Source organism: Nocardiopsis sp. TSRI0078 (assembly GCF_001905145.1).
Lineage (GTDB): Bacteria > Actinomycetota > Actinomycetes > Streptosporangiales > Streptosporangiaceae > Nocardiopsis.
Genome location: NZ_LWLB01000026.1, coordinates 1 through 6,151, shown reverse-complemented (window position 1 = coordinate 6,151; position 6,151 = coordinate 1). Strand labels below are relative to the sequence as shown.

Sequence of the window (6,151 nt, the reverse complement as noted above, 5' to 3'; positions counted from 1 at the left end):
GGTGTTCGCCGCGGTCGGCGGACCGGCCGTCTACTGGGAGGGCCTGCCGGAGCAGGCGACCACCTTCACCGGCGGCCTGACCGCCCTCCAGCTCCTCGGCTACTTCCTGCCGCTCTTCCTCCTCCTGCTCGCCGACCAGAACATGTACCAGCGCCTGGCCGCGGCCAGGGACGAGAGAGAGGCCCGCTCCGCCACCCTCGGCATGCTGGTGGGCAGCTTCTTCGTCTTCGTCCCCGTCGTGCTGCTCGCCACCGCCGCCGCGGTCCTGATGCCCGGCATCAACGGCGACATGGCGATCCTCAGCCTGGCCTCGGAGGGGTACATGCCCGCGGTGCTGGGAGGCCTGATCCTGGCCGGGGCGGTCGCCTTCGTCATCACGACGGGCTCCTCGTACATGCTCTCGGCGGCCTCCAACATCGCCTACGACCTGTACGCGCGGTTCACGGGCGACCGGGTGGACGAGCGCCGCAAGCTGGTGGTTCAGCGCCTGTCGGTACTGGGCATCGCGGTCCTGGGGTTCGCGCTCGGCCTGTTCTTCCCGACCGTGCTGGAGCTGCAGATGTACTCCTACACGGTCTACGGGGCGGCGATCACCCCGGTCGTCCTGTCGGTCCTGTTCTGGAGGCGCGCGACCACCGCGGGCGCGGTCGCGGCCCTGGTGGCCGGTGCCGCTACCACCATCGGCTGGCAGGCCGCCGGAACGCCGGGCGGGCTCAACGCGGTCGTCGTCGCCCTGCCCGCAGCGCTCGTGGCGCTCGTGGTGGTCAGCCTGGTCACCAGGGCGCCCGACCCCGGCCGGGTGGCCGCGGTCGACGGCGCGGACACCGTCGGCACGAACTCCTGACCGGAGCCGGACCTCCGGGGCACTGGCAAGGAGGACCGACGCCGAGGAGGACGGCGCCCGACGGTCACAGGTCCTGCGGCCCGGCCAGGGACCGAGGAGGGCCGGGGCCATGGGCACGAACACCACGGGGGAGGGGCGCCGAGAGGACGGAGGGTTTCTCCGAGCAGGAGCGCGCCGCCGTGAGGGAACGCGCGACGGCCCGGCGGACGGGTCCCGTCGCACACCCGGCGAAGCACACGGCCCAGCCAGGTGTTCGCGCACCAGGGCGCACAGTGCCTTGTGCCGGGTGAGCGTCCCGCCCGCCTCCTCGGCGTCCCGGGGGTGGACCCGCTGCCGTAGGCGGCCTACCCGGATTCCCGTGCAGCGCCCGCGCCCGCGGGTTGCCCTCCTCCACGGCCAGCCGCGTCCGCGGCGGCGCCACGCCCTCTCCGGAGTCCGCCTCCCGCGCCACTCAGCACTCGATGACGTTGACGGCCAGGCCGCCGCGCGAGGTCTCCTTGTACTTGTCCATCATGTCGCGGCCGGTGTCGCGCATGGTCCGGATGACCTTGTCCAGGGACACGAAGTGGCTGCCGTCGCCGCGCAGCGCGATGCGCGCTGCGCTGATCGCCTTGACCGAGGCCAGCGCGTTGCGCTCGATGCACGGCACCTGCACCAGGCCGCCGATCGGGTCGCAGGTCAGCCCCAGGTTGTGCTCCATGGCGATCTCCGCGGCGTTCTCCACCTGGGCGGGGGTGCCGCCCAGCACCTCGGCCAGGCCGGCGGCGGCCATCGAGGAGGCCGAGCCCACCTCGCCCTGGCAGCCCACCTCGGCGCCCGAGATCGACGCGTTCTGCTTGAACAGGATGCCGACCGCCCCGGCGGTCAGCAGGAAGCGCACCACGCCCTCCTCGCCCGCGCCCGGGCTGAAGTGCATGTAGTAGTGCAGCACCGCGGGTACGATGCCCGCCGCCCCGTTGGTCGGCGCGGTCACCACCCGGCCGCCCGCGGCGTTCTCCTCGTTCACCGCCAGCGCGTACAGGGTGATCCAGTCGCTGCCGCGCATGGGGTCGGAGTCCACACTCGTCGGCGCCAGCAGGCCCGACCCGTCGCAGTTGCCGCCCAGCTGCCGGTACAGGCGGTGCGCCCTGCGGGGCACCTTCAGCCCGCCGGGCAGGCTGCCCTCGGTGGTCACGCCGCGGCGCACGCACTGGCGCATCGCCTCCCAGACGGTGAGCAGCTCGGCGCGGATCTCCTCCGGGGAGCGCCCGAAGGCCTGCTCGTTGGCGAGCATCACCGCGCTGATCGACATCCCCGTCTCGGCGCAGATCCCCAGCAGTTCCTCGGCGCTGCCGAAGGGATGGGGCAGCACGGTGTCGTCCGGCTTGATCCGGTCCGCGCCCGCGGCCCGCTCGTCCACGACGAACCCGCCGCCCACCGAGTAGTACACCTTCGCGGCCAGTTCGGCCCCGTAGGGGTCCACCGCCACGAACCGCATCCCGTTCGGGTGGTCGGGCAGGCTCTCCTTGCGCCGGAAGTCCACGTCCACGGCCGGGTCGAAGGCCACGGGCGGCCCGTCGGGCCCGCCCAGGTACAGGGTGCGCTCCTCGCGCACCCGCTCGACCAGGCCGGGCACCGCGTCCACGTCCACGTGCTCGGGGGTGTGCCCCATCAGCCCCAGGACCACGGCCTTGTCGCTTCCGTGCCCCTTGCCGGTGAGGGCCAGGGAGCCGTACAGCTCGGCCCGCACCCGGGCCACGCCGTCGAGCAGGCCGTCCCCGCGCAGTCCGTCCACGAACGTGCGCGCGGCCTTCATCGGCCCGACGGTGTGCGAGCTGGAGGGGCCGATACCGATCTTGAACAGGTCGAACACGCTGATGGCCATGGCTGTCCTCCTCGTTGAGTACAGGGCCGGGCGACGCCGTGCGGGGCACCGGGCCCCGCACGGCGGGGCTCTACAGGTTCGGGTAGAGCGGGTACTTCGCGGTCAGCGCCTGCACGCGGCCGCGCAGCGCGGCGGCGTCGAACTCCGGCTTGAGCGCCTCGGCGATGATGTCCGCGACCTCGGCGAAGTCCTCGTCGCCGAAACCGCGGGTGGCCAGCGCCGGGGTGCCGATCCGCAGGCCGGAGGTGACCATCGGCGGACGCGGGTCGTTGGGCACCGCGTTGCGGTTGACCGTGATCCCGACCGAGTGCAGGCGGTCCTCGGCCTCCTGGCCGTTGAGCTCGGAGTCCACCAGGTCCACCAGGACCAGGTGCACGTCCGTGCCCCCGGTGAGCACCTTCACGCCGACCTCGGCCGTGTCCGGACGGGTCAGGCGCTCGGCGAGCAGCTTGGCACCGGAGACGGTGCGCCGCTGGCGCTCGGCGAACTCCTCGCCCGCCGCGACCTTGAACGAGACCGCCTTGGCCGCGATCACGTGCTCCAGCGGCCCGCCCTGCATGCCGGGGAACACCGCGGAGTTGATCTTCTTGCCGTACTCCGCCCTGGCCAGGATCATGCCGCCGCGCGGACCGCCCAGGGTCTTGTGCGTGGTGGTGGTGACCACGTCGGCGTGCGGCACCGGGTTGGGGTGCAGCCCCGCCGCGACCAGGCCGGCGAAGTGCGCCATGTCCACCATCAGCAGCGCGCCGACCGAGTCGGCGATCTTGCGGAAGCGGGCGAAGTCCAGCTGGCGCGGGTAGGCCGACCACCCGGCGACGATCATCTTCGGCCGGTGCTCCTCGGCGAGCGCCTCGAGCTCGTCGTAGTCGACGGTGCCGTCCTCGTCGCGCACGTGGTAGGCCACCGCGTTGAGGACCTTGCCGGAGTAGTTGATCTTCATGCCGTGGGTCAGGTGGCCGCCGTGGGCCAGGTCCAGGCCCAGGATGGTGTCACCCGGCTTGAGCAGCGCGAAGTACACGGCCGTGTTGGCCTGCGCGCCCGAGTGCGGCTGCACGTTCGCGTGCTCGGCGCCGAACAGAGCCTTGGCGCGGTCGATCGCGAGCTGCTCGACGACGTCGACGTGCTCGCACCCGCCGTAGTAGCGGCGGCCGGGATAGCCCTCCGCGTACTTGTTGGTCAGGACGGTGCCCTGCGCCTCGATGACCGCCTGGGGAGCGAAGTTCTCCGAGGCGATCATCTCCAGGGTGTCGCGCTGGCGGGCCAGCTCCGCGTCGACCGCGGCCGACACCTCGGGGTCCAGTTCGCCCAGCGTCTTGTTGAGCGTGTTGTCAGTAGCCATCGGGGGCCTACTCCTCGCCTTCGGTCAGCTTGGTGTACTCCTCGGCGGAGAGCAGATCGGAGGGCTCCTCGGAGACACGGGCCCTGAACAGCCACCCGGTTCCGAAGGGATCGGAGTTGACCGACTCGGGCTCGCTTTCGAGGGCCTCGTTGACCTCGACGACCTCGCCGCTCACCGGTGAGTAGATGTCGCTGACGGACTTGGTGGACTCCACCTCGCCGCACGGCTCGCCCGCGGACACCTCGCCGCCGACCTCGGGCACCTCGACGTAGACGATGTCGCCCAGGGACTCGGCGGCGAACGAGGTGATCCCGACGGTGGCGATCCCGTCCTCGATCACGACCCACTCGTGTTTGGCGGTGTAACCCAGCTCCGTGGGAACGCTCACTTCAACTCTCCTTGGAGGTGTTCCATTTTCCTGCCGCGCGCCCGCAGGCTGCCCGGCCCGGCCTACGCCCGGTCGCGCCCCGTGCGTGCGGGTCCCTGTACGGGGATCCCGCCGTGCGGGGCGCACGGGCCTTCGGGGTGCGAAGGCCCCCTGCTCTACGGCTGCCGCTTGTAGAACGGCAGCTCGACCACGTCGACGTCCTCGCCCCGTCCGCGCACGTCCACGGTGAACGCGCCGGTCGAGGTGTCGAGGTCGCCGTCCACGTAGGCCATGGCGATGGGGCGGCCCAGGGTGGGAGAGGGCGCGCCGCTGGTGATGGTTCCGACGACCGCGCCGTCGCGCAGCACGTCCTGGCCCCTGCGCAGCGGGCGGCGGCCGCGCGCGAGGAGGCCGATGAGGCGGCGGGGACGGGAGGTGCGCGAGGCCTCCTCCAGAGCGGCCCGGCCCACGAAGTCGCCCTTGTCGAACTTGACCACCCGGCCCAGGCCGGCGTCGAAGGGGGTGAGGTCGGCGGTGAGCTCCTGGCCGTACAGCGGCATCCCGGCCTCCAGGCGCAGGGTGTCGCGGGCGGAGAGCCCGGCGGGCACGAGGCCGTGCCTGTCCCCCTCGGCCATGAGGGCGTCCCACACCTTCGGGGCCTTCGTGGCGGGCCTGACGAAGATCTCGAAGCCGTCCTCGCCGGTGTAGCCGGTGCGGGCGAGCAGGACGGGCTCACCGGCGACGGTGTGCTCGTATCCGGCGTAGTAGCGGATGTCGTCCAGGTTCGCGTCGGTCAGCGGCGCCAGGACGTCCACGGCGCGCGGGCCCTGGACGGCGATCAGGGCGTGGTCGGCGGACTCGTCGGCGACCTCGGTGTCGAAGCCGGAGGCCCGCTCGGCCAGGGCGGAGGCCACGACCGNGGGCGTCCCACACCTTCGGGGCCTTCGTGGCGGGCCTGACGAAGATCTCGAAGCCGTCCTCGCCGGTGTAGCCGGTGCGGGCGAGCAGGACGGGCTCACCGGCGACGGTGTGCTCGTATCCGGCGTAGTAGCGGATGTCGTCCAGGTTCGCGTCGGTCAGCGGCGCCAGGACGTCCACGGCGCGCGGGCCCTGGACGGCGATCAGGGCGTGGTCGGCGGACTCGTCGGCGACCTCGGTGTCGAAGCCGGAGGCCCGCTCGGCCAGGGCGGAGGCCACGACCGGCACGTTGACGGCGTTGGCCACGACGAGGTACTCCTCCTCGCCCAGCCGGTAGACGATGAGATCGTCCAGGACCCCGCCGTCCTCGTTGGTGATCATGGAGTACCGGGCCCGGCCGACCTTCACCCGGGACAGGTGCCCCACCAGGGCGTGGTCCAGGGCTTCGGCGGCCTGCGGGCCGGTCAGCCGGATCTCGCCCATGTGGGAGAGGTCGAACAGGCCTGCGGCCTCGCGCACCGCCCTGTGCTCGGCGGTCTCACTGCCGTAGCGCAGCGGCATGAGCCATCCGGCGAAGTCGACGAGGGTGGCACCGGCCTTCTCGTGGACCTCGCGCAGCGCTGTGGAGCGCGACGCGGATGCGGGCTCTGACATGGGCACTCCCGAGAGGATGGGCGTCGTGACGTGAGTGGCGTTGCCATCCTCCCCCTCTGTCATCGGTGCCTGAGAGCTTCGCCATGCGCTCGGCGTGGCTTGCACCTTCGGCGAGGGACGGCTCGTCCCTGCTTTCCAGAGTGGTCTCGCCCGTACGGTCCGCTG

3 protein-coding genes, 3 pseudogenes and 1 riboswitch are annotated in these 6,151 nt (G+C 72.2%); of the genes and pseudogenes, 1 reads left to right on the top strand and 5 read right to left on the bottom strand.

What is annotated here, in order from left to right; all coding sequences use genetic code 11:
- Nucleotides 1-844: pseudogene (locus tag A6A08_RS16945) on the top strand (sodium:solute symporter family protein); the annotation flags it as partial.
- A gap of 451 nt (nucleotides 845-1,295) precedes the next feature.
- Here A6A08_RS16945 and A6A08_RS16940 read toward each other — a convergent pair.
- The 5 genes and pseudogenes from A6A08_RS16940 to A6A08_RS16920 form a co-directional block, all read right to left on the bottom strand.
- Nucleotides 1,296-2,708 carry an L-serine ammonia-lyase gene (locus tag A6A08_RS16940; protein ID WP_073703594.1) on the bottom strand — a complete coding sequence of 471 codons (1,413 nt, stop codon included), beginning with the start codon at nucleotides 2,706-2,708 and terminating at the stop codon, nucleotides 1,296-1,298.
- 70 nt (nucleotides 2,709-2,778) lie between these two features.
- Nucleotides 2,779-4,047: a serine hydroxymethyltransferase gene (glyA, locus tag A6A08_RS16935; RefSeq protein ID WP_073703593.1), complete on the bottom strand. Its 1,269-nt coding sequence runs from the start codon at nucleotides 4,045-4,047 to the stop codon at nucleotides 2,779-2,781.
- Between the two features lie 7 nt (nucleotides 4,048-4,054).
- Entirely contained in the window at nucleotides 4,055-4,435 is a 381-nt protein-coding gene (gene gcvH, locus A6A08_RS16930) for a glycine cleavage system protein GcvH (RefSeq protein ID WP_073703592.1), read from the bottom strand.
- 155 nt (nucleotides 4,436-4,590) lie between these two features.
- Nucleotides 4,591-5,333 (bottom strand): annotated as a pseudogene (locus A6A08_RS16925) (glycine cleavage T C-terminal barrel domain-containing protein); the annotation flags it as partial.
- Nucleotide 5,334: 1 nt separating this feature from the next.
- Nucleotides 5,335-5,986: pseudogene (locus A6A08_RS16920) on the bottom strand (glycine cleavage system protein T); the annotation flags it as partial.
- A 46-nt stretch (nucleotides 5,987-6,032) separates the two neighbouring features.
- A riboswitch (glycine riboswitch) is annotated at nucleotides 6,033-6,135 on the bottom strand.
- Nucleotides 6,136-6,151: the final 16 nt, after the last annotated feature.

Excerpts from the sequence above, each read along its gene's own strand:
- A6A08_RS16940 (WP_073703594.1), bottom strand. The coding sequence starts at position 2,708 with ATGGCCATCAGCGTGTTCGACCTGTTCAAGATCGGTATCGGCCCCTCC.
- glyA (WP_073703593.1), bottom strand. The coding sequence starts at position 4,047 with ATGGCTACTGACAACACGCTCAACAAGACGCTGGGCGAACTGGACCCC.